The organism is Micromonospora sp. CP22 (assembly GCF_009712475.1).
Lineage (GTDB): Bacteria > Actinomycetota > Actinomycetes > Mycobacteriales > Micromonosporaceae > Micromonospora.
This window is the reverse complement of sequence record NZ_VCJO01000009.1, coordinates 196,445-218,501: the sequence shown is the minus strand read 5'-3', so window position 1 is coordinate 218,501 and position 22,057 is coordinate 196,445. Positions and strand designations below refer to the sequence as shown.

At 72.3% G+C, this 22,057-nt stretch carries 17 protein-coding genes; 4 read left to right on the top strand and 13 right to left on the bottom strand.

Going from position 1 to position 22,057, the window contains the following annotated elements:
• Positions 1-47: 47 nt before the first annotated feature.
• The 6 genes from FF096_RS17290 to lpdA all read right to left on the bottom strand — a co-directional run bounded on the left by FF096_RS17290 (position 48) and on the right by lpdA (position 7,464).
• A complete protein-coding gene (locus tag FF096_RS17290; protein WP_309223465.1) occupies positions 48-1,559 on the bottom strand; it encodes a class I SAM-dependent DNA methyltransferase in 1,512 nt (503 codons plus the stop codon).
• Positions 1,560-1,722: 163 nt separating this feature from the next.
• Positions 1,723-2,499 carry a M23 family metallopeptidase gene (locus FF096_RS17285; protein WP_155219368.1) on the bottom strand — a complete coding sequence of 259 codons (777 nt, stop codon included), beginning with the start codon at positions 2,497-2,499 and terminating at the stop codon, positions 1,723-1,725.
• Between the two features lie 94 nt (positions 2,500-2,593).
• Positions 2,594-2,719, bottom strand: coding sequence for a hypothetical protein (locus FF096_RS27110; protein ID WP_255456660.1), 126 nt, complete (start codon positions 2,717-2,719; stop codon positions 2,594-2,596).
• 25 nt (positions 2,720-2,744) lie between these two features.
• Positions 2,745-4,070 (bottom strand): low temperature requirement protein A, encoded by a 1,326-nt coding sequence (locus FF096_RS17280; RefSeq protein WP_309223464.1) that lies wholly within the window; start codon positions 4,068-4,070, stop codon positions 2,745-2,747.
• A 109-nt stretch (positions 4,071-4,179) separates the two neighbouring features.
• Positions 4,180-6,000 carry a 2-oxoglutarate dehydrogenase, E2 component, dihydrolipoamide succinyltransferase gene (gene sucB / locus FF096_RS17275; RefSeq protein WP_155219365.1) on the bottom strand — a complete coding sequence of 607 codons (1,821 nt, stop codon included), beginning with the start codon at positions 5,998-6,000 and terminating at the stop codon, positions 4,180-4,182.
• Between the two features lie 72 nt (positions 6,001-6,072).
• Entirely contained in the window at positions 6,073-7,464 is a 1,392-nt protein-coding gene (gene lpdA, locus FF096_RS17270; protein ID WP_309223463.1) for a dihydrolipoyl dehydrogenase, read from the bottom strand.
• 179 nt (positions 7,465-7,643) lie between these two features.
• Here lpdA and FF096_RS17265 point away from each other — a divergent pair, with 179 nt between their 5' ends.
• Positions 7,644-7,973 (top strand): hypothetical protein, encoded by a 330-nt coding sequence (locus tag FF096_RS17265; protein WP_309223462.1) that lies wholly within the window; start codon positions 7,644-7,646, stop codon positions 7,971-7,973.
• A 117-nt stretch (positions 7,974-8,090) separates the two neighbouring features.
• On the opposite strand, the gene FF096_RS17260 is transcribed toward FF096_RS17265, so the two are convergent.
• On the bottom strand, positions 8,091-9,662 hold the full coding sequence (locus tag FF096_RS17260) for a leucyl aminopeptidase (RefSeq protein ID WP_309223461.1): 1,572 nt from the start codon (positions 9,660-9,662) through the stop codon (positions 8,091-8,093).
• A 161-nt stretch (positions 9,663-9,823) separates the two neighbouring features.
• On the opposite strand from FF096_RS17260, the gene gcvT reads away from it, so the two are divergent.
• Positions 9,824-10,951: a glycine cleavage system aminomethyltransferase GcvT gene (gcvT, locus tag FF096_RS17255; RefSeq protein ID WP_155219358.1), complete on the top strand. Its 1,128-nt coding sequence runs from the start codon at positions 9,824-9,826 to the stop codon at positions 10,949-10,951.
• A 49-nt stretch (positions 10,952-11,000) separates the two neighbouring features.
• Here gcvT and FF096_RS17250 read toward each other — a convergent pair whose 3' ends face one another.
• From FF096_RS17250 to FF096_RS17235, 4 genes are all read right to left on the bottom strand, one after another.
• Complete coding sequence (locus FF096_RS17250) at positions 11,001-12,290, bottom strand: DUF2314 domain-containing protein (protein WP_155219356.1); 1,290 nt, start codon at positions 12,288-12,290, stop codon at positions 11,001-11,003.
• A gap of 67 nt (positions 12,291-12,357) precedes the next feature.
• Entirely contained in the window at positions 12,358-13,131 is a 774-nt protein-coding gene (locus tag FF096_RS17245; protein ID WP_309223460.1) for an adenosylcobinamide-GDP ribazoletransferase, read from the bottom strand.
• Positions 13,121-14,938: a bifunctional adenosylcobinamide kinase/adenosylcobinamide-phosphate guanylyltransferase gene (gene cobU / locus FF096_RS17240; protein WP_155219350.1), complete on the bottom strand. Its 1,818-nt coding sequence runs from the start codon at positions 14,936-14,938 to the stop codon at positions 13,121-13,123. The genes FF096_RS17245 and cobU overlap by 11 nt, the downstream gene beginning before the upstream one ends.
• Before the next feature lie 76 nt (positions 14,939-15,014).
• Positions 15,015-15,221 (bottom strand): hypothetical protein, encoded by a 207-nt coding sequence (locus FF096_RS17235; protein ID WP_155219347.1) that lies wholly within the window; start codon positions 15,219-15,221, stop codon positions 15,015-15,017.
• A 184-nt stretch (positions 15,222-15,405) separates the two neighbouring features.
• On the opposite strand from FF096_RS17235, the gene FF096_RS17230 reads away from it, so the two are divergent.
• Positions 15,406-15,606: a hypothetical protein gene (locus tag FF096_RS17230; RefSeq protein WP_155219344.1), complete on the top strand. Its 201-nt coding sequence runs from the start codon at positions 15,406-15,408 to the stop codon at positions 15,604-15,606.
• Positions 15,606-16,397: a site-2 protease family protein gene (locus FF096_RS17225; RefSeq protein WP_155219341.1), complete on the top strand. Its 792-nt coding sequence runs from the start codon at positions 15,606-15,608 to the stop codon at positions 16,395-16,397. Before FF096_RS17230 ends, FF096_RS17225 begins: the two co-directional genes overlap by 1 nt.
• 48 nt (positions 16,398-16,445) lie before the next feature.
• On the opposite strand, the gene FF096_RS17220 is transcribed toward FF096_RS17225, so the two are convergent.
• Both FF096_RS17220 and FF096_RS26710 read right to left on the bottom strand, forming a co-directional pair.
• The gene (locus FF096_RS17220; RefSeq protein WP_155219339.1) at positions 16,446-17,444 is read right to left on the bottom strand and encodes an aldo/keto reductase family protein; all 999 of its coding nucleotides are present in this window, start codon (positions 17,442-17,444) and stop codon (positions 16,446-16,448) included.
• A gap of 39 nt (positions 17,445-17,483) precedes the next feature.
• On the bottom strand, positions 17,484-21,671 hold the full coding sequence (locus tag FF096_RS26710) for a WG repeat-containing protein (RefSeq protein WP_230462683.1): 4,188 nt from the start codon (positions 21,669-21,671) through the stop codon (positions 17,484-17,486).
• Positions 21,672-22,057: the final 386 nt, after the last annotated feature.

The following is a 22,057-nucleotide window of genomic DNA, read 5'->3' as shown; positions in this document are numbered from 1 at the left end:
CCGCTGGTTCCACCAACGCGCACGGCTAAGCAGGGACTACACCCTGGTCAGCTAGCAATTGGCGGCTGCCGTACTAGGCGTTCGAGGTCGGCGAGGATTTCCAGGGGTGGGCGGTGTTCGACTTCTTCGTGGACGACTTCTTTGTAGCGGTTGAGGCTGAGGTCGTACCCCTGCTCGGCGATCTCGGCCTTGGGGACGCAGAAGCTCTGCTCGGTGCGTGCCCGTTGCACCTCGTCGCTGTCGCGGCGGAGCCAGCGGGCCAGGGCGTCCGGCAGGTTGTTCTTGGTGTGTTCGTCTTCGGTGAGGGTGACCTCGGGGGCCGGGCCGAGCTTGTCATCGGGCAGTAGGGGAGTGCGCTTGTCGTCCAGGCTCCAGCCGTCGGCCGTCACCTCGTAGAACCAGACGTTGTCGGTGCCGCCGCTGTCGGTCTTGGTGAACAGCAGGATCGCCGTCGACACCCCGGAGTACGGCTTGAAGGTGCCGCTGGGGAGCTTGACCACGCCGTCGAGCTTCTGCTCCTCGACCAGGATGCGGCGTAGCTCCTTGTGCGCCTTGGAGGAGCCGAAGAGCACCCCGTCCGGCACGATGACCGCCGCCCGGCCGCCCGGTTTGAGCAGCCGCAGGAACAGCGCGAGGAAGAGCAGTTCGGTTTTCTTGGTCTTGACGACCCGTTGCAGGTCCTTCGACGTGCTCTCGTAGTCGAGGCTGCCAGCGAACGGCGGGTTGGCGAGGATCAGGGAGTACTTCTCCGACTCGTCGCTGACGCTCTCGGCGAGGGAGTCGCGGTAGCGGATGTCGGGGTTCTCGACGCCGTGCAGCAGCATGTTCATGCTGCCGATGCGCAGCATGGTGCCGTCGAAGTCGAAGCCGTGGAACATCTCTTCGTGGAAGTGCTTGCGCAGTTTCGCGTCGTGCAGGGCGTCCGGGTGGTGCTTGCGGACGTACTCTCCGGCTTCGACCAGGAAGCCCGCGGTGCCGCAGGCCGGGTCGCAGATCTCGTCGGTCGGCGTCGGCCGGGTCATCTCCACCATGAGCTGGATGATGTGCCGTGAGGTGCGGAACTGTCCGTTGTGGCCAGCAGTAGCGATCTTTCCGAGCATGTACTCGTACAGGTCGCCCTTGGTGTCCCGGTCCTCCATCGGAATGGTGTCGAGCATGTCGACCACCCGGGACAGCAGCGCCGGGTTGGGGATGGTGAACCGGGCGTCGCGCATGTGCTGCGAGTACGTCGAGCCGTCGCCGCCGAGCGTACGCAGGAACGGGAACACCCGGTCGCGTACCGTCTCGAACATCTCGGTCGGCGCGGCGCTCTTGAAGCGCGACCAGCGTAGGTCGTCGTACTTACGCCACTGGTCGTCGCAGCCCTCCGGGAAGATCCGCCGCTCCCACCGGCCGGTGCGGTTGGCCTTGTTCTCCTCAAGGGTGTGCAGGTCGTCCAGGCGCTTGATGAAGAGCAGGTAGGTGATCTGCTCGATCACTTCCAGCGGGTTGGAGATGCCGCCCGACCAGAAGGCGTCCCAGATGCGATCGATCCTGCTCTTCAGCTCACCGGTTATCACGTAGCTCGGTCCCCATAGTTTCGGCCGTGTTCAGTTGACCATCGCAGGGTAGTCCGGTGGGCGGGACATCCGGTACAGGGCGATGGGTCGAGTCGCCCTGTACCGGATGCGGAACTGAGCGAGCAAGCGGTGACAGCCCGTCAGTGATCCGCGAACAGTCGGGTCAGCAGCGTGGGACGTTCGGGATGAAGCCGGAGTAGCCGGTGTAGGTGTAGGCGTCGGCGATGAAGCGGCCGGAGCCGATCCGGTTCCAGATCGAGCTGGTGCCGTACGTGCCGGTGACCGTGGTGCCGTTGGTCTGGCAGTGGATGGTGACGTTGGTGCCGGTGGCGAGCGTACCGACGGAGCTGTAGTTCGTGCCGGGGCCGGAGCGGACCGTCAGCGGGGTGCCGCTGGTGCGGACGGTGCCGGTCGCGGTGCTACTGCCGCAGCCGTTGCCGCTGGTGTAGGTCTTCGTGCCCCAGTACAACGCCTGCGTCCCGTTGAATTTGATCTTGATGGCGCTGCCGTTGAGCCGCTGTTCGTAGTGCAGGTGCGGGCCGGTCGAGCCGCCGGTGCTGCCGACCCAGCCGATCACCTTGCCGTAGCCCACCTGCTGGCCGACGGAGACGTTGAAGCCGTTGAGGTGGGCGTAGTAGGTGGTGTAGCCGCCGCCGTGGTTGATCCGGATGTACTTGCCGTAGCTGGTGTTGCCCAGATTGGTCACCACGTCGACGGTGCCCGGTGCGCTGGCCACCACCGGGTCGCCGAGGTCGTCTGTGCGGTTGAAGTCGATGGCGTTCTGCGGGCTGTGGTTGGTGCGGGTCTGCCCGGACCAGGACTGGCCACACGGGAACGGAACCCGGAATGTCGGCGCTGCCATCGCGGGGGTTGCCGGAGCCACCAACACCCCGGCCGCGAGCAGCGAGGCCGCCGCCAAACTCCACCATCGCCTACGCATTCCGGCCTCCCGATGAGGTGCACTACCCCTGAACTGGGTGGCCATATCGTTGCATGAGAATCGATCGATGGAAAGGTGGTGCTGATCCGGGCGATCAGGGCCGCTGGACGGGTTGGACCCGGACCAGATCCTCCAGGCCGGTGAAGTCGTTCGGGTCGGTCGTGTAGAGCGGCAGGCCGTTGGCGTGCGCGACCGAGGCGATCACCATCTCGTCGGGCAACTCGTCGGGGTCCGGCAGGCGGCGGTCAGGTGGTGCCGGGGGGTTGGCCGTGCCAGCGGGCGCGGTAGGCGGCCTCGTGGGCCTCGTGGGCGGTGCGCTCCTCGAAGACCGCCGTACGCAGCGCCTGCCGAGCTTCGGACATCAGGACGACCTCGGCGAAAACCAGGCCGACGCAGATCGCGGTGACCAGCCCGAGGGCGGCGAGCGCGGGCATCTGTCGGGCGACCGGGATGCCGACGGCGAGCGCGATCAGGGTGCCGACCCGCAGCCAGGTCAGGGTGCCGAGGGTACGGAGCTGGAAGAGCATGCTCCCGAGCAGGTACAGCAACACCCCGCCGAACATCATCGGCACGTCCGGGCCGTGGGCCGGCTCGCCGAGCGGTACGCCGGGCTCGGCGACGTCGTGGACGATGCCCTCGGCGCCGAGGGCGAAGGTGATGATCCCGGTGATCATCAGCAGGTAGAGGTAGGCGTAGGCGTCGCGGGCCATCAGCATCCGGGCGCGACCGAGGGTGGCGTGCAGCGCGATGCGGGCGGCCGGGCCGATCATGTCGTAGTGCACCCACCAGAGGGCGGCGGTCAAGACGATGCCGAGCACGCCGGCGGTCACCCCGGGCCAGGTTGCGGGCTGGTTGAGCAGGTCGCTGCCGAGGCCGACGGAGATCACCGACTCGCCGAGCGCGATGATCAGGATGAGGTCGTAGCGTTCGGTCCAGTGCTCCGCCGAGGTCACCCCCCAACCCCAGGTGCGGGCGAACAGCCCGGTGCCGTACTGGAGCAGCACCACGGTCATCCAGAGCGCGTCACGGACCAGATGGGCGGTGCCCATATCGTGCAGGTGGGCGGGGAGCAGCGCGGCGACCAGCAGCAGCACCGTGCTCAGGGTGAGTTCGGGAGCGTACCGGCGCAACTGCCGACGCTCGGTCGGGTTGTCCCGGACGATATGCAGGAACAACGCCAGGTGCACGGCCCGGATGACGACATAGCTCACCGCCACCACGATCGGGCCGGTCTCGTTCTCGCGTGAGTTGACGAACGCCTGCGGCATCGCGACGGCGAAGCTGAACAGCGCGGCCATTCCGGCGACCATCAGCACCGGCACGAAACCCTCACCGATGCGGATCCGGGTCGCCACCACGGTGTGTACCACCCAGCACCACCAGAGCACCGCCAGCACGAGCAGGGCGTGCAACATGCCCGCGCCGTTCAGGTTGGCGGCGGTGCTGCGGGCGATGTTGAAGAACGAGAAGACGAAGACCAGATCGAAGAAGATCTCGAACTTGTCGACCCGGGCACCTGGGGCGATGCCGATTGACGGACCCAGCCGTCCGCGCCAACCTCCGTCCCCCACGGCCTGAGTCTGGCAGCGCTGAGGCGGACAGATGCCTGTTTCGTCATCAGTTTGCCGGAAACGCCGAGGGCGCCCCGGTCAGGGTGACCGGGGCGCCCTTCGCGGAAGGCTAGAGGCCCAGTTCGGCTTCGAAGTTGCCGGCCTCCAGGCGCTGCTTGACCGCGGTCAGGAAGCGGGCCGCGTCGGCGCCGTCGATCAGCCGGTGGTCGTAGGACAGGGCCAGGTAGACCATCTGGCGTACCGCGATGACCTCGCCCAGCTCCGGGTCGTTCACCACGACCGGACGCTTGACCACGGCACCCGTACCCAGCATCGCCGACTGGGGCGACGGGACGATCGGGGTGTCGAAGAGCGCGCCCCGGCTGCCGGTGTTGGTCAGGGTGAAGGTCGCACCGGCGATCTCGTCCGGGCTGATCTTGTTGGTCCGGGTCCGCTCGGCCAGGTCGGCGACCCGCTTGGCGATGCCGCCCAGGTTGAGGTCACCGGCGTTGTGGATGACCGGAACCAGCAGGCCCCGCTCGGTGTCCACCGCGATGCCGAGGTTCTCGGCCTCCGGGTAGGTGATCGTCCCGGCGTCGAGGTCCATGCTGGCGTTGACGATCGGGTACGCCTGAAGCGCCTCGATGGCCGCCAGCGCGAAGAACGGCAGGAACGACAGCTTGACGCCGTGCCGCTGCTGGAACGACTCCTTGGCCTGCGCCCGCAGCTTGGCGACCTTGGTGACGTCCACCTCGACCACGGTGGTCAGCTGCGCCATCTCGTGCAGCGACGACAGCATCCGCTTGGCGATGGCCGCACGGATGCGCGGCAGCTTCTCGGTGGTGCCCCGCTTGGCGCTGGGCTGCGGCTTCTCGGCCGGGCGGGTCGCGGCGGCGGCGGTCGGCTGGGCCGTCGTCGCCGGGGCGGCCTTGGCGGCACGAGCCTTCTCCGCCGCGTCCAGCACGTCCTGCTTGCGGACCCGGCCGCCGACCCCGGTGCCGTTGATCGAGCCGAGATCCACGTTGTGCTCGCTGGCCAGCTTGCGGACCAGCGGGGTCACGTAACCGGCCTGCCCGCCACCGTTGGACGGCGCTGCCTGGCGCGGGGGAGTCGCGGTGGCCGGCTGTGCCGCCTGCTCGGCCTTGACCGGCTCCTGCGCCGTCTCGGCCTCGGCCGCCGGCTCGTTGTACGACGTGCCGGGCGTCGGCTCGGAGACCTTCGGCTCCGGCTTCGGTTCGGGCTTCGCCTCGGGCTCGGGCTCCGGCTCCGGCTTCGGTTCGGGCTCGGGCTTCGGCTTCGGCTCCGCCTCGGCCGGTGCGCCACCGGCGGCACCCACCACGGCCAGGGTCGCGCCGACCTCGGCGGTCTCGTCCTCGGGGACCTTGATCTCCAGGACGGTACCGGCGACGGGCGAGGGGATCTCCGTGTCGACCTTGTCGGTGGAGACCTCCAGCAGCGGCTCGTCGACCTCGACGGTCTCACCGACCTGCTTGAGCCAGCGGGTGACCGTACCCTCGGTGACGCTCTCGCCCAGGGCCGGCATCTTCACCGGGGTGCCCTCACCCGAGGCCGCCGGGGCCGCCTGCTCGGCCGGTTCCTCGACGGCCGACTGCTCCGCCTCGGCCTGCGGCTCCTGCGCCGCCTCGGCGGCCTGCTCGGCGGGGGTTTCCTGCTCCTGCCCGGCAGCGTCGCCGCCGGACCCGGCCGACTCGCCCTCGCCGGAGATGACCGCCAGCTCGCTGCCGACCTCGGCCGTCTCGTCCTCGCCCACCACGATCCGGGTCAGCACCCCGGCCGCCGGGGACGGGATCTCGGTGTCGACCTTGTCGGTGGACACCTCGAGCAGTGGCTCGTCGACCTCGACGGTGTCACCCTCCTGCTTGAGCCAGCGCGTGACGGTGCCCTCGGTGACGCTCTCGCCGAGCCGGGGCATGGTGACCGATACCGGCATGTTCTCCAGACTCCTTCATTTCCCTGGTGGGGGGAGCGTCGCCCGTCGCCGGACGCCGCGGGTACGTCGTGATCAGGCGTGCGCGTGCAGCGGCTTTCCGGCGAGCGCGAGGTGCGCCTCGCCCAGCGCCTCGTTCTGCGTCGGGTGGGCGTGCACGAGCTGCGCGACCTCGCCCGGGTACGCCTCCCAGTTGTAGATCAACTGCGCCTCGCCGACCAGTTCGCCGACCCGCGCGCCGACCATGTGCACGCCGACCACCGGACCGTCCTCGACCCGCACCAGCTTGACGAAGCCGGCCGTCTTGAGGATCTGGCTCTTGCCGTTGCCGCCGAGGTTGTAGTTGTAGGTCTTGATCTTGTCTGCGCCGTACTGTTCCTTGGCCTTCGCCTCGGTGAGACCGACCGAGGCCAGCTCCGGATCGCTGTAGGTGACCCGGGGGATGCCCGCCTCGTCGATCACGGCCGGGTTCTGACCGGCGATCTCCTCGGCGACGAAGATGCCCTGCTGGAAACCGCGGTGGGCGAGCTGGAGGCCGGGCACGATGTCGCCGACGGCGTAGACGTTCGGCACGTTGGTGCGCAGCCGCTCGTCGGTCAGCACGTAACCGCGGTCGAGCTTCACGCCCTGCTCCTCGTAGCCGAGGTCGGCGGTGTTCGGGCCACGCCCGACCGCGACCAGCAGCAGCTCGGCCTCGACGGTGTCGCCCCCGGCGATGGTCACCTTCACGCCGTTGTCGGTCTTCTCGACCTTCTCGAACGGCTTGCCGACCTTGAAGTTGATCTTCCGCTTGCGGAAGGCCCGCTCCAGCGCCTTCGACGACTCCTCGTCCTCCGCGGCGACCAGCCGGGGCAGCGCCTCGATGATCGTCACATCTACGCCGAAGGACTTCCAGACGCTGGCGAACTCGACGCCGATCACGCCGCCGCCGAGCACGATCGCCGAGGTGGGCACCCGGTCCAGGGTCAGGGCGTGGTCGCTGGTGATCACCCGCTCGCCGTCGATCTCCAGGCCGGGCAGGCTCTTGGCGTACGAACCGGAGGCCAGCACCACGTTGCGGCCGGTGTACCGCTTGCCGTCCACCTCGACCGCGTTCGGGGCGACCAACCGGCCGTGCCCCTCCACAATCGTGATCGACTTGTTGCCCTTGAGCATGCCCTGCAGGCCCTTGTAGAGCCGCGAGATCACGCCGTCCTTGTACGCGTTGACCCCCGCCATGTCGATGCCGACCAGCTCGGCCTTCACGCCGAACTGCTCCGACTCGCGGGTCTGGTCGGCGATCTCGGCGGCGTGCAGCAGCGCCTTGGTGGGGATGCAGCCGTTGTGCAGGCAGGTGCCACCGAGCTTGCCCTTCTCCACCAGCGCCACGGACAGGCCCAACTGGGTGGCGCGCAGCGCGGTCGCGTAACCGCCGCTACCACCTCCGAGGATGACGATGTCGAAGGTTGCGTCGTTCGGCTCGCTCACGTCCAACTCCCAGGTCGCTTCGCTGCATCGGGGGTCACGGCGGGGTAACCACGGGCACACCCCACCTCGGCCATCTTGTCACCACCGCGTCGCACCCGCGTACCGAGGTGCCCAACGACACGTTGCCGCCACGTACCCTTGGCTCTGCCTCGATACGCCACAACTGGGGAGACGGCACGGTGGGACTGTTCCGGCGAAGCAAGCGATCACGCGCGGCTGACCCTGACCGTACGGCCAATCGCGCCGATCTGGAGCACCTTGAGAACTTCGTCCGCACCCGCAAGGGTGTCGAGGCGTACATCGAGCCCCGTACCACTGTCACCGAGACGACAGTGATCTTGATCGCTGACGACGGCGAGTGGACCCGTCGACGGATCAACGGGCCCGAAGGCGCGCGGCGGTTCGCGCACCGGCTGAGCATTCCCATCTACGACGTGGCGCTGATGGGCTATCCGCAGCGCATGCGCGACTACAACGAGCGCCGCAAACGCCGCCCCGAACAGTTCTGACCCGCCCGACCCGCCCGACCCGCCCGACACCGTTCGGCCGCGTCGCTGCCGCCTGTTTCGGTTAGGAAGGGCCCCCTGCTATACGCCAGGCGTTAGCAGGGGGCCCTTCCTTGCACCTCAGCCGTTGGCGGCGACGTCGTCGATCAGGCGCAGCAGGGTGCGTACCGGCACGCCGGTGCCGCCCTTGGTCCAGTAGCCCGTCGGCTCGCCCGAGTGGTAGGAAGGGCCGGCGATGTCGATGTGGGCCCAGGCGACGTCGTCGGTGACGAACTCGCGCAGGAAGACCCCGCCCTGGAGCATGTGCCCGGCGCGGTCCATGCCCGCGTTGACCTGCGAGATGTCGGCGACGTCGGAGTCCATGCCCTTGCGCACGTCGTCCGGCAGCGGCATCGGCCAGACCGGCTCACCGACGGCGTCACCGGCATCGCGGACCCGCTCGCACAGCTCCGTCGAGCCCATCACGCCGGAGATCCGCTTGCCCAGCGAGACGACCTGACCGCCGGTGAGGGTGGAGGTCTCGAACAGGTAGTCGCAACCGTCCGCGCAGGCTCGGGCCATCGCGTCACCGAGGATCATCCGGCCCTCGGCGTCGGTGTTGAGCACCTCCACCTTCTTGCCGTTGAACATCGTGATCACGTCGCCCGGCCGGTACGAGGTCCCCGACGGCATGTTCTCGGCCATCGGCACGTACGCGGTCACCGGCACCGACGGCTTCAACTCGGCCACCGCCAACATGGTGGCCGCCACCGCCGCCGCGCCCGCCATGTCGGACTTCATCTCCCACATGCCCTGCGGCGGCTTGATCGAGATGCCGCCGGTGTCGAAGGTGATGCCCTTGCCGACCAGGGCGACCCGCTTGCCGGTGCCGCCACCCTGCGGGGTGTAGGTCAGCTTCACCAGGCGCGGCGGGGCCTCGGAACCCTGACCGACCGCGGTGATGCCGCCGTAGCCGCCCTCGCGCAGGGCGACCTCGTCGAGCACCTCGACGTCGAGGCCCGCCGCCCGACCGGCCTCGGCCACCGCGTCGGCGAAGGCCGGCGGACGCAGCTCGTTCGGCGCGGTGTTGACCCAGTCGCGGGTGAGCCGGACCGCACCGGCCACCGTCTGGGCCCGGGTCACCTCCGCCTGCGCGGCCGCGTCCGCCGCGTCCGGCACGGCCACCAGCACCTCGGCGACCGGCTCCCGGCGGGCCGGCTGCGGCCGGGTCTTGTACCCGGCGAAGCGGTAACCGCCCAGCAGCGCGCCCTCGGCGACCGCGCGCAGCGCGTCGGCGGCGTCGGCGTCGTCGGGCAGCGGCAGCGTCATCGCCACCCGGGACGCGCCGGCCAGGGCGCGCACCGCGGCTCCCGCCGCACGGCGCAGCGTCTCCGGAGCGGGTGCCGCACCACTGGGCTCCGGGCCGAGGCCGACGGCGGCGAGCACCGGCGCGGCGACCGTGCCGAGCGTCGCCAACTTGATCACCTCACCGGGGCCGCCGGTCGCGCCGAGCAGCGCCAGCGTCTCGGTCAGCTTGCCGTCGAAGGCGGCGGCGATACTCTCGGCGCCGCTGGCGAGCAACAGGGTGCCGGCGAGGCCGCTGGTGGCGTCCTGCTCGCCGGTCGTACTGTGCACGCCGATCACGATCGCGTCGACGGCGAGCTCGGCGGGGTCGGTGTCGACCAGGCTCAGGGTGGTGCTGGGCGATGTCACGGAGGCTGCTCCCGGGCGGGCCGGGCCGGTCGCGTGGTGGCGTACCGGCGGTGGAGTTCCCCAGCGGATGATTTACCCGCCGGACGTCATTGCTGCCGCCAGGTCATCCGGCGGTCCCGCCGATGCTAACCAGCCCGGTGCCTGCGGGTAAGTTGCCACCCATGACCGAGGTGACCACCGACGCAGCCGCGACCCGGCTGCGTCGTTCCCCGCTGAGCGACCGGCACACCGCGCTCGGCCCGAAACTCGCTCCGTTCGGTGGCTGGGAGATGCCCCTGGAGTACGCCGGTGGCGGAGTGCTGCGGGAGCACACCGCGGTGCGTACCGGGGTGGGCGTGTTCGACGTGTCACACCTGGGCAAGGTGCGGGTGACCGGGCCGGGGGCGGCGGAGTTCGTCAACGCCTGCCTCAGCAACGACCTGGGCCGCATCGAGCCGGGGCGGGCGCAGTACACCCTCTGCTGCGACGAGGCGACCGGGGGCGTGGTGGACGACATCATCGCCTACCTGCACGCCGACGACCACGTCTTCCTCGTGCCGAACGCGGCGAACAGCGCCGAGGTGGTGCGCCGGCTGCGCGCCGCCGCGCCGCCGCAGGTCACGGTCGCCGACGAACACGAGGCGTACGCCGTACTGGCGGTGCAGGGGCCCCGCTCGGCGGAGCTGCTGGACGGGCTCGGCCTGCCCACCGCGCACGGGTACATGAGCTTCACCTCGGCGCGACTCGGCGCGGTCGAGCTGACCGTGTGCCGTACCGGCTACACCGGCGAGCTGGGCTACGAACTCGTGGTGCCGGTCGACGACGCGGTCGCCGTCTGGGACGCGTTGTTCGCCGCCGAGCCGACCCCGCAGCCCTGCGGCCTGGCCGCCCGGGACACGCTGCGCACCGAGATGGGCTACCCGCTGCACGGGCAGGACCTGTCGCTGGAGATCACGCCGTTGCAGGGCCGTTCGGGTTGGGCGGTCGGCTGGGACAAGCCGACCTTCTGGGGCCGGGACGCGTTGCTCGCGGAGAAGGCCGCCGGTCCGACGCGTACGCTGCGCGGCCTGGTCGCCGCCGGTCGGGCCATTCCCCGCCCCGGCATGGCGGTGTTCCACGGTGACACCCGGGTCGGCACGGTCACCAGCGGCACCTTCAGCCCGACCCTGAAGCACGGCATCGCCCTAGCGTTGATCGACACCGCTCCCGCGCTGCCCGACGGGGCGGAACTGCACGTCGACATCCGCAATCGACGCACCCCCGTGCAGCTGACCCGTCCCCCCTTCCACCAGCCCTCCGTCGGGTCGTGACCGGCGTCGACCAGGAGATCCAGAGCGGACGACGCCGCGATCGGTGACGTCAGGGGGTCGGGGGTTGACCGGCGTCGAGAACGGCCTGGGTCCAGCCACCCTCGATGACGCCACCGGTGCCGAGGACGGCCCAGTCCACGACGTCGGCCACCGCCACCACGACGGGCGAGCCGATCCGCACCGTGGGGTCGGTGTTGGCGTCGCTCGCGCTGACACCGACGATCCGGTCCGGGGAGTCCCAGGTCGTCACCCCGGCCCAGACGTACTCCGGCCCGTCGTCGCCCGGCAGCCCGTACTTGACCACCAGTTGCGTCTCCGGCGGCAGCTGTTCGTCGCGGAACCGGGCCCGGATGTCGTCGAGCCCGGCGCGGGCGGTGGCGATCGCCCGGCTCATCGCGTCACCGGAGCGGGCGTAGCGCACGTCGGGCTGGATGCCGGAGAAGAGCGTCGCGCAGGCGTTGGCGAAGTACCGCCCGGCCGGGCCGGGATGCCCGGCCGGCGGACGCAGGCTCAGGAAGGAGTCGGCCTCTGGGTCGGTGGCCGGGTCCAGCTCCAGGCGCAGCAGCACCGGCGCGGTCGCCCCGTGCTGCTCCGGGTTGCCGTACGCCACCGCGATGTCGTGCCCGGTCACCGTGGCCAGCACCGGTAGCTGCACGAACGCCGGGACCTCCTCGCCGGCCAGCCCGTCGGTCCAGTCCCGCAGCAGCCGCCGGGCCGCGCCGGTCATCACCGCGCCCCAGGCCCGGGTGAGATGGTCGGGCACCCCCTGGGTCTGCAACTCCAGCAGACCGAACCGGCGCAGGCCCTTGGTGGTGAACCAGAGCCCTTCGGAGTCCGACGAGTAGGGCACCAGCACCCAGTCGACCAGCCGGACCCGGCCTTCGGCGTCGGGCAGCGAACGCAGCGCCGTGGCCGGGTCCAGGAACTGGAGGCCGAAGACGTCCACCACGTCGCCGTCGACCGCCTCGGCGACCGCCGCGGCCACCGCACGGGCCGCCCACTCGTGGGCGGGCGGCCAACCCGGGCGGTACTCGGCCTGCACCACCACCAGGTGGGTCGCCGCGGCCAGCCGGTCCAGCTGCGCCTCGCTGGCCCCGAACGCGGTGAGCAGATCCGGGGGCAGCTCGGGAAACTCGGCGACGGTCCGGACGTCGACGCTCATCAGCGGACTGTCCAGCATCTGCCGAGCCAACCCGTACACCGGTTCGGCGAGCCGACCGGCCAGCGCCTGCACGGCCGTGCGGGCCGTCACCGACGGCAGCCCCGCCGTCGGCACCAGATAGGTCGCGCTGAGCGACTCCGGGACCGGAACGGGCAGGAAGTCGTCGGTGATGAGCATGTCGTCCCCCGGGTGGCCGCGCCGGTGCTGTCGTCGCAGGTACGCTACCCGCCGCCGTCGGCCCGGCTCAGCCGGACAGCACCAGTCCCAGGTAGACCAGCGTGGTGACCAGCTCGACGCAGGCGCCGAGCACGTCCCCGGTGATCCCGCCGAACCGGCGTACCACGTGCCGCAGCAGCCCGGCCGCGACGGCGAGCGCCGCCAGGACGACCAGCGGGCCCTGCCATGCCCGGTCCGGCACCGCCGCGACCGCCAGGAGCGCGACGGCGACGGTGCCGGTGGTCAGCGCGACCGGCCCGACGCTGCCGGCGACCAGCGCACCGAGCCCCTCCGGCCGTGCCGCCGGCACACCGCGTCGGCAGGCCAGCGTCACCCCGAGCCGTCCCGCCGCGGTGGCGGTCAGCACGGCCGCGAACACCGCCGGTCGGGGGCGGCCGACCAGCTCCGCCAGCGCCGCCGCCTGCACCAGCAGGACGAGCACCAGAGCGGCCACCCCGAACGGCCCGACGTCCGGCTTCTTCATGATCTCCAGCGCCGCCGGTCCACGCCGGTAGGAACCCAGCGCGTCGACGGTGTCCGCCAGCCCGTCCAGGTGCAGTCCTCGGGTGAGCAGGGCGGCCACCGCGACGGTCACCCCGGCGGCGACCAGCGGCGCGGTGCCGGCGGCCACCAGCAGCAGTACGCCCGCCAGCGGCACCCCGAGCAGCGCACCGACCACCGGGGCGAGCGTCATCGCCGTACCGGCGGTGGCCCGGTCGACCCGGCCGACGCGCAGCGGCAGGATGGTGAGGGTGGTCAGGGCCAGCCGCGCCGCGTCGCCGAGCCGGTGCTCAGCCGGCACGTGCGGCGGAGGTCTCCGCCGGTTCGGTGCTGGTCGGGCCGGGGCCCTCGGGTTCCGGCTCGCGGAAGTCGGGCTCCGCCTCCTCGGCAGGCTCCGGTTCGCTGCCGTCGTCGTCGCGGTCGTCGCCTTCCGGGCGGGTCGGCAGCCCGGCGGCCAACGCCAGCGCCGAGCGCAGCAGCGGCAGGACGGTGAGGGCGTTCGCCCCCTCGCCGAGGTCGAGTCTCAGCTGGGTCAACGGCTCCAGGCCGAGCACGTCGGCGGCGAGTCGGACGCCCGGGTTGCCGCCGTCGTCGGCCAGCAGACACCAGTGTCGGGCCTGCCCGGCCAGGTCCCGGCTGACCAGCCCGGCGGCCACCCCGACCGGGCCGTCGAGCAGCACCGGCAGCCGGCCACCGGCCGCGCCCAGCAGGATGCCGGTGGCCACGGCGACGTCTCCGCCGCCCAGTTCGGCGAGCACCTCGACGGCGTCCCGGGAGAAGCGACGGGTGCGGTGCAGGGCGTCGCGGACCGCGGCGCAGCGGGCCATCCAGGCCACGTCGTCGACCTGGCCTGCCGCGGTGACCACCCGGGGGAGCACCGCGGGCGGTTCGGCACCGGCGGTAGCGGCCAGCACCGCCGCGGCGGTGGCCTCGGTGCCGACACCGCACGCCGCCAGCACCAGCAGCTGTACGCCCGCATCGGCCGCCTCCTCGGCGAGCCGCTGGCCGTGGCGCAGCGCCATCTCCACCTGCTCGGTGTCGAGCGCCGGACCGTGTTCGATGGGGGCGGCGGCGGGGGCCTCCACCACCTGGAGACTCGCTCCGCTCTCGGCGGCCAGCCGGGCGAGGACGCCCTGACCGGCGCGGGCCTGCTCGGCCCGCCGGGCCGACTCACCGGCCACCGTGCCGGCGGCGACCCCACCGGCGTGGTCGCCGTGCACCAGCAGCACCCGCACCGAGCGCCACGGCGTCGGGGTGGGGGTGCCCTGGGTGGCGGCGGCGAAGGAAACCACCTGCTTCAGCGCGCCGAACCCGGCGCCCGGCACGTCCAGGCTCGCCAACCGGTCGACGGCCTGCGGGCCGGTGGACTCGTCGGGCATGGGCAGCGTCATGCCGGGTTGGATGGCCGGGCTCGTCGTGGCCGTCGTGAGGGCTTCGCCGGGGGCGGTCGACACTCCACCGGTCGGGCCCGCCTGGGTGGGCACCGTGGCACCGGTACCGCCGTCGACGGCCGGCCGGTCGTCGGACGCCGCAACGACCTCGGCGGGCGACGCGGGAAGGCCGACGGGGGGCTTCAACCGGCACGGCTGACCGGCTACCACCAGGACCACCGTGTCGCAGGCGTCCGCGACGGCGCGGTTGACCGCGCCGAGGGCGTCGGTGAACGCCCGGCCCAGCGGGGTGGTGGGCACCAGGGAGAGCCCGACCTCGGGGCTGACCAGCACCAGTCGCGCGGGGCAGGACCGCACGGCGGCGGCCAGTTCGGCGACGGTGACGGTGTCGTCGGCCGGCTGGTGCGTCGGGTCGAGCAGCACGGTCACCCAGCCGCCGAGGTCGTCGACGAGCAGCGTCTCCTCCGGCCGAGCGGTGGCGATCACGTCGGCGAGGCGGCGCGGATCGTCCGTGACCTCCTCGGTGCTCCAATTCGCGGGCCGACGGGCGCGATGCGCGGCGATCCGCTCGGCCCACTGCGGGTCGTCGCCCGCGTCGGCGGCGGTGGCCAGGTAGCGGACCGTGGGCGCGTCGGCGACCAGGGACTCGGCGAACTCCGACTTACCGGACCGGATTCCACCGAGGACCAGAAGCGTGTTCCACCCGTCTAGGGACATGCTGGGTACCTTACGTCCAGCCAGCGGGCCGGGGCACCGCAGGTGCGCCGCACCGCGCGCCGACCCACGGTACGGTTCAGTGCTGTTCCGGGGCCTGGTATCGGAAGTCGTTGGGGTTGACGTCCGCCTGCTTCGGATCCTCCTGCCAGGCGCCCTCACCGGGGCGGGCCTGGAGGGCCGTGATCAGTTCCTCCCGGTCCATCTCCCGGGCTCCTTCGATGCCGCCCCGTACCGCGATGTCGCGCAGTTCCGCCGTGTCCATCTGCGGGATCGGTGTCGTCATTTGTCGCCTCCGGTGCGTCGGGCTTCGACGACACATACCCGGCGACGGCGGTGTCAGTCGCCGTGCCGCGCGCAACCCCCACCCGGCCGGTATCGACGGCCGTGGCCCGGTCGCCGGGCGGCGGTGCGACTACGCTGACGGAGGTCCGTCCCACGGGACATCAGCGGCGAGGGGAGACGCGCACATGGCGTGGAGCTGGCGGTACGAGGGCGCGAACGGCGAGTCGGTCGAGGGGCCGGCCGAGTCGTTCGGTAGCCAGGCCGATGCCGAATCCTGGATCGGTCAGACCTGGCGGGAACTCGCGGCGTCCGGCGTCACCTCGGTCACGCTCCTCGAAGACGATCGGGTGGAGTACCGGATGAGCCTGCTGCCTCCGGCGGAGTGATGACGCCCAGGGACTCCGAGCCGCTGGTGCTCGGGGTGCCCCGGGCGGCCTTCCGGCCCAGCCCGGTCTTCCTGGCGCTGGTCGCCCTCTTGGTGACCAGCGCCGTGTTGACCTGGCACGGGATCGGCAACGTCCGGCTCACCGTGTTCTGCTTCGTGGTCTCCGGCTGGCTGGTCTCGCTGTGCCTGCACGAGTACGCCCACGCCGTGGTGGCGTACCGCAGCGGTGACCGGGGGGTGGCCCACCGGGGTTACCTCACGCTGAACCCGTTGAAGTACAGCCACCCGCTGCTGTCCATCGCGCTGCCGGTGGTGGTGGTCCTGCTCGGCGGCATCGGCCTGCCCGGCGGCGCGGTCTGGGTGGACCGGCACGTCATTCCCGGGCGGCTGCGGCACACCCTGGTCAGCCTCGCCGGGCCGGCCACCAACGTGCTGTTCGCCCTGGTGTTGGTGGTGGTGCTGCGCCTCGGCGTGGACGGCGGCGGGCCGGTGCAGTTCTGGGCGGCGGTGGCCCTGCTGGCCTTCCTCCAGATCACCGCCAGCCTGCTCAACCTGCTGCCGGTGCCGGGGCTGGACGGCGGGAACATGCTCCAGCCGTGGCTGACGCCGCCGTACCGGCGGATGTACGACCTGTTCGCGCCGTACGGGTTCATCCTGCTCTTCGCGTTGCTGTGGAACCCGACGATCGGCGGCTGGTTCTTCACCGCCGTCTTCGCCATCGGCGACCTGCTCGGCCTGCCACCGTGGTTGTACGCGACCGGTCTGGAGCTGATCCGGTTCTGGCGGAGTTGACCGCGCCGCCCGGCCGGCGGGATGGCCCACCGGCCGGGCGGGGCCGGATCAGGGCCGCTCGGCCGGCGACTCGGTACGCGCGGGATCCCGCTCGGTCACCGGCTCGACGATCTCGTCGATCGCCTTGAGCAGACCGGCGTCGAGCTTCACCCCGGCCGCCTTGACGTTGTCGTGCACCTGCTCGGGGCGCGACGCCCCGACGATGGCCGACGACACGTTGGGGTTCTGCAGCACCCAGGCGATGGCCAGCTGGGCCATGGTCAGCCCGGCCTGGTCGGCCAGCGGCTTGAGCTGCTGCACCCGGGTCAGCACGTCGTCGGTGAGCCACTTGGCGATGAAACCAGCGCCGGACTTCTCGTCGGTGGCCCGGGAACCGGACGGCGGCGGCTGGCCGGGCAGGTACTTGCCGGAGAGCACCCCCTGCGCCATCGGCGACCAGACGATCTGACCGATGCCCAGCTCCTCGCTGGTCGGGATGACCTCGCTCTCGATGACCCGCCACAGCATGGAGTACTGCGGCTGGCTGGAGACCAGCGGGATGCGCAGCTCCCGGGCGAGAGCGTGGGCCTCGCGGATCTGCGACGCCTTCCACTCGGACACGCCGATGTAGTGCGCCTTGCCGGAGTGCACGACGTCGGCGAACGCCTCCATCGTCTCCTCCAGCGGGGTGCTGTAGTCGTACCGGTGGGCCTGGTAGAGGTCCACATAGTCGGTACGCAGCCGGCGCAGTGATCCGTTGATCGACTCCATGATGTGCTTGCGGGACAGGCCCCGGTCGTTGCGGCCCGGCCCGGTCGGCCAGTACACCTTGGTGAAGATCTCCAGACCCTCGCGCCGCTCCTGCTGGAGCGCCCGCCCGAGGACGTCCTCGGCACGGGTGCCGGCGTACACGTCGGCGGTGTCGAAGGTGGTGATGCCGGCGTCGAGGGCGGCCCGCACACAGGCGAACGCCGCTTCCTCCTCGACCTGCGAACCGTGGGTGATCCAGTTGCCGTACGAGATCTCACTGACCATGAGGCCGGAGCGGCCCAGGTGTCGGAATTCCATGCCTCGACCCTAGCCCGGACCTCGGTGGAACCGCTGGTCTCAGAGCACCGGGTTGGCGTCGGCGAGCAATCCGTCGATCTCGGCGACCACCGCGCTCGGGTGGTGGAACATCGGGTCGATCAACGGCTCGCCGCGTCGGTCCAGGGCACCCCAGTTCCCGGCGCTGTTGGTGGCCAAAAAGGCGACCGGGTGGATCAGCAACGCCGGGTGCGCGGGCGCGACGATCACCTGCCCGTTGCGGTCCACCACACCCTTGCGACCGGCCAGGTCCACCACGGCCAGCCCTTCCTCGGTGAAGCCGTCGACGTAGTGGCCGTCGGCCAGGGTGGTGTGGAAACCGTGGTAGCGGGTGGGTACCACGGTGCGGCCGGTGCGGTCGACGGCACCCCAGCCCTCCCGGCGTACCACCGCCACGCCCTTGTGGAAGGGCCGCACGTCGGCGAAACCCGGCGGTACCGCCACCTCGCCGCTGGTGTCGACGGCGTGCCAGCCGCTCTCGTCCCGCACCACCCAGGCCAGCCCGTCGGAGAACGGGCGAGCCGCCAGGTAGGTCGGCTCGACCACCGTCGCACCGGCCAGGTCGATCAACGACCACCGGTCGGTCTGCGGTTCGCGTACCCAGGCCAGGCCCTCCCGGAACGGCTGTGCCTCGGCGTACCGGGCGGGCACCACCATGTCACCCTCGGCGTCCGCGTAACCCCACAGGCCCTGGCCGCCGTCGCGGGCCGGCACCGGAGGCCGGTCCCGCTCCAGCACCTCCTCCCACCCGCGCGGGTACGGCCCGAAGCCGCTCTCCTTGGCGCGGGCGGCGACCGCGTCGAGGCCGGTCCGGACCCGGGCCAGCAGCTCGGTGTCCTGCTCACCGCGCAGGTCGAGGGCCCGCTCGAAGTGATGGCAGGCCTCCATCAGCCGGCCCTGGTCGTAGCAGCAGCGGGCGGAGTGCTCGTGCAGCGCGGCGCGGAGCCGGTCGGGTAGCTCGATGGAGTTGGCCTCCGCGAACCGCCGGTCCGCCTCGGTGAACTCGCCGCGCCAGCGCAACACGTGGGCCAACCGGGCCTGGGCGAGCGCGGCGCGGCGCAGTTCGCCCGTCGCCTCGGCGTAGGTCAGCGCCATCCGACCGTCGTCCAGTGCGTCGTCCAGGTCGCCGAGGACCCGTGAGGCCACCGCGCGCAGGCTCAGCAGCCGGGCCCGGGACCTGTTGTCCAGGGCCGTGGCGAGCTTCTCGGTGAGCCGTTCCCGGACCTCCCGCAACTCCTCCGGGTCGTCCACCACCTCCCGCAGGGTCACCGGGTCGAGACGCCAGCGGAAGTTCGCCAACACCTGTTCGGGATCGGCCGGTGATTCGGCCACCGGCTCGCTGTCGTCCGGGTCGTCGCTCGCCGGCTTCTCGTCGTCCGCCGGGTCGGCCGGTGCGGCGGTGTCGGCTGAGCCGGGCGGCGCGTCGACGTCACCGGGTCCGGTGTCCGGACGCTCGGTGCCGCCGTCGGGCTCGGTGTTGCGAGCCGGGCCGTCCGGTGACGTGGTGTCGTCCGGCGGCGTGGTGTGGTCCGGCGGCGTGGTGTGGTCGGGCGGCGCGGAGACCGGCGCGTCGAGGTCGGGCTCCCCGGGCGGTACGGGCATCGGCGGCCCGGATACCGGCGTCGACAGGGGCAGGCCGGAGACGGGTGCCAACGGTGGCCCGGACACGGGTGCCACGGGAGGGCCGGAGACCGGTGCCACGGGCGGGCCGGACACGGGTGCCGTGGGTGGGCCGGACACCGGTGCCAACGGCGGGCCGGACACGGGTGCCGTGGGGGGCCCGGAGACGGGCGACGGCGGTGCGGAGACCGGCGTCGGGTCGGGCGGCGCGGAGACGGGAGCCGCCGAGGTCGGCGGTGCCGGTGGTGTCCCGACCGGCCGTTCGGGCGGCAGCGGTGCGGGCGGTGCCGACACCGGAGACGCCGAGACCGGGGAAGCGGGCACATCGGCCGCCGCCTGCGGCGTGGGCTCCGGCGGCGGGGCGACGGTCCGTTTCGGCCCGGCTGGTCCGGGCCGCTCCGGTGGTGGCATGGAGGCGGGCGCGTCCTGTTCCGGGGCCGGTGGCTTGGTGACCGGACCGAACCAACCCAGCGCACCGTCGGACGCCGGCCGGGCGGGCGCGGGCGGCGGGGACGGTGCGGGTGGTGGCGGGACGTACCGGGTGGGCTGACGGGCGGCCGGTGCCGCCGGAGCATCCTGGTCGGGCCGTGCCACCGGCGGCGGGCCGAGCGGTGTCCGGTCGGCCACGGGCGGCTCGGGCATCCGCCCCGACGCGGCGGCCACCGACGGCTGGTCCGGCGGTGCGGAGACCGGTCGGGTGGGCTGGCGGGCGAACGGTGGCTGGTCCGGCGGTGCGGAGACCGGTCGGGTGGGCGGTGGCTGGTCCGGTGGCGCGGAGACCGGTCGGGTGGGCGGTGGCTGGTCCGGTGGCGCGGAGACCGGTCGGGCCGGTGGCGGGGTGACGGGGGGTGCGGCGGCCACCGAGGGCACCGGTGTGGGAGGCGGCGAGGCGACGACCGGCTGGTCGTGCAGGGGAGCCGGACGGACCTGGTGTTCGTGCAGCGGTGCGGGCCGTACCTCGTGCTGGTGCAGTGGCGCAGGGCGGACCGTGTCCCCGGTCGGTGCCGGATCGGCCCCGGCGGCGACGGAGGGTCGGTCCTGGCCGGGACGGTCGGTACGCGGCCGGTCGGGACCGGTCGGGCCACGGTCCTGAACCGGTTGGCGGGGGTCGCTCCGGTCCCCGGCGGTGGCCGAGGGACGAAGCCGTGGCGGGTGGCCGACCTCGGGTTGGTGCTGCGGGGCGGGGGAGACGGGTCGGGCCCGTCCGGCGGCGGGGGAGACCGGCCGGTCCGACTCCGGAGCGGGAGACACGGGACGATCCGGTACCACCGACAGGTGACGGCGACGCGGATCCTGGTCGGGTGCTGCGGAAACGGGCCGGTCGCGGTCGGGCAGCGCGGCGGCTGGCCGGTCGTCGAAACGCTGCGGGCCGGGACCGTCCGGCATCCCGCCCGGACGCCGGTCGAACTCCGGCTCCCGAGGAGCCGGTCGCTGGTACTCGCGGTGGTCGCGTCCACTGCTCGGCCGTAGCGGTCCGGGCGCGGGCCACGGCAGGTCGCCGCGCGACGGTGCGTCGTAACCCTGCTGGTCCGGTGGCGGTTCCGGACGGCCCCGCCGGGGCGCCCGGTCCGGGCGAGCCCACTCGTCGGGCGGGCGGACCGGCTCGTCGTCGATGAAACCGTCCGGGTACGGCGCGGCGTCCGGGTCTCCGCCGCCGACGAAGTCATTGCGGTAGCCGTCGACCACGGGACCGTCGGTGCGGGGCGGCTGCCCGGGGTGGTGACTCCACTGGTAGCGCGGGCGCGCGGCGGCCTCTCCGGGCGGGCGGCGGTCGACACCGTCGACCGGGCGTCGGGTGGCGGCGGGACGACGAATCTCCTCGTCGGCCTCCGCCGCCCAGCCGGGTTCCCGGCGAGGGGCCGGAGACACCGGTGCTCCGCGCCGGTACTCGTCGCGCCCACCCGACTCGACGTGACGGGGCCGGTCCGCGTACGGGTCGGGTTCGCGCTGACCCCGGCGTCCGGGCTCGGCTGGCGGATAACGGCGGTCCGGGTCACGCCGTTCGGGTTCCCGCCGGGCGTACCGCTCCGGGTCGCGGCGCGCGTACCGGTCGGGTTCGCGCTGGTCACGGGGGCGGTGCGGGTCGCGGCGTTCGGGGTAACGGTCGCCGTCGCGCGGGCGCTCGACGTACGCCTCGCGCTGGTCGCGGCGTGGCGGCGCACCCGGTCCGGCGGCGGCCGGTGGCCCGAAGTCCGACCAGACGACCGCGTCGCGGCCCCGTGCGGGTTCACCGTACGACGAGCGTCGCCCCTGCTCCGGCCGCGAGCCGGGCGGCATCGACCGGTCGTACGGCCGGGCGCCGTTCGGGCCGCTGACGGGCCGATTCTCGAATGCCTCGTGTCGGCCCGGAAGGCCGTCCGGTTCCTCGTTCCAGGATCGTCCGGTGTACGTGCCGTCGGGCCGGGTCGGCGCGAGTGGCGGCACCTCGGCCCGGCCGACGGCGCTCGCGCGACCCCGTGGCTGGTGCTCGGCCCCGTTGTCACCCGGATAACGCTGGCCCGGGAATTGCGGCTGCCACTCGCTCGTCGGCTCGGCGACCCAGGATGGCTCGGTGGGATCGTGCCACCGGTCGGCGTAGCCGCGACTCATCCGCCGGACCTGTCGCTGCGGCCGGGACGTCGCCGGGAGGCGGGGCGGACCGCGACACGGGGAGGGTGAACATGCCCGGCGAACGGGCCACGACCGGTCCGACCCGTGCCGAGACCCGGGACCGACGCCCGCTCGCTCACGGTCGCGCCCCGGTGGTCGGCTCGCGTCCGCTCGCTCACGGCGATGTCACCTCGTCGGAAATGGTCGCGCTGGGCACCCCGGAGACCGGCGAATTCGCTCGTCCGGGCACCGAATGGCTGCGCATGGAGGGTAGCGGCGCGGGCTCGGTCACCGCCACTACGGCACCCTCGTCAACCCAAACGTTATCCTATTGATCCGGACATTTATCCCTATGCCGGTATCGGACTTCCGGCGCTGCCGTACTC

What these genes read in the sequence shown, in the direction of transcription:
- FF096_RS17235 (WP_155219347.1), bottom strand. Translation starts at nt 15,221, where the DNA reads ATGACGACACCGATCCCGCAGATGGACACGGCGGAACTGCGCGACATC.
- sucB (WP_155219365.1), bottom strand. Translation starts at nt 6,000, where the DNA reads ATGCCGGTATCGGTCACCATGCCCCGGCTCGGCGAGAGCGTCACCGAG.
- FF096_RS17220 (WP_155219339.1), bottom strand. Translation starts at nt 17,444, where the DNA reads ATGGAATTCCGACACCTGGGCCGCTCCGGCCTCATGGTCAGTGAGATC.
- FF096_RS17285 (WP_155219368.1), bottom strand. Translation starts at nt 2,499, where the DNA reads ATGCGTAGGCGATGGTGGAGTTTGGCGGCGGCCTCGCTGCTCGCGGCC.
- gcvT (WP_155219358.1), top strand. Translation starts at nt 9,824, where the DNA reads ATGACCGAGGTGACCACCGACGCAGCCGCGACCCGGCTGCGTCGTTCC.
- FF096_RS17250 (WP_155219356.1), bottom strand. Translation starts at nt 12,290, where the DNA reads ATGCTCATCACCGACGACTTCCTGCCCGTTCCGGTCCCGGAGTCGCTC.
- FF096_RS17230 (WP_155219344.1), top strand. Translation starts at nt 15,406, where the DNA reads ATGGCGTGGAGCTGGCGGTACGAGGGCGCGAACGGCGAGTCGGTCGAG.
- FF096_RS17225 (WP_155219341.1), top strand. Translation starts at nt 15,606, where the DNA reads ATGACGCCCAGGGACTCCGAGCCGCTGGTGCTCGGGGTGCCCCGGGCG.
- FF096_RS26710 (WP_230462683.1), bottom strand. Translation starts at nt 21,671, where the DNA reads ATGAGTCGCGGCTACGCCGACCGGTGGCACGATCCCACCGAGCCATCC.
- cobU (WP_155219350.1), bottom strand. Translation starts at nt 14,938, where the DNA reads ATGTCCCTAGACGGGTGGAACACGCTTCTGGTCCTCGGTGGAATCCGG.